Here is a 383-nt window from a genome sequence, read left to right on the forward strand (position 1 = left end):
GATATCGACAGCCCGAAGGTCGGCCGCTTCGATGCCGACGATCAGGCCGGCCTGGAAGCCATCGCCCGCGTGTTCATCGAGGCGCTGGGATGAGCGCACCGAAGCTGCGCAACATCGGCCCCAAGAGTGCGGCGTGGCTGCGCCAGGTCGGCCTGCGCAGCCGCGAAGACCTGGTTGCGATCGGTGCCGTGGGCGCCTTCGTCAAGGTCAAGCGCGCCGGCTTCAGGCCCAGCCTGAACCTGCTGTACTCACTGGAAGGCGCACTGCTGGACTGCCACTGGCAGGAACTGAGCGAGCCGCAGCGTGAGGCGCTGGTGCAGGATTACGAAGCGCGCATCGCCGCGCATCCGCTGAAGGCAGCCGGCCCGGCGTCGGGCCCGGTG

At 68.9% G+C, this 383-nt stretch carries 1 protein-coding gene; it reads left to right on the forward strand.

Going from position 1 to position 383, the window contains the following annotated elements; genetic code table 11:
* Positions 1–89: 89 nt before the first annotated feature.
* The coding region (locus tag CDN38_RS33705; RefSeq protein ID WP_099319507.1) for a TfoX/Sxy family protein at positions 90–383 on the forward strand (294 nt) is incomplete at its 3' end.

The organism is Mycobacterium ostraviense, assembly GCF_002705925.1.
Taxonomy (GTDB): Bacteria; Actinomycetota; Actinomycetes; order Mycobacteriales; family Mycobacteriaceae; genus Mycobacterium; species Mycobacterium ostraviense.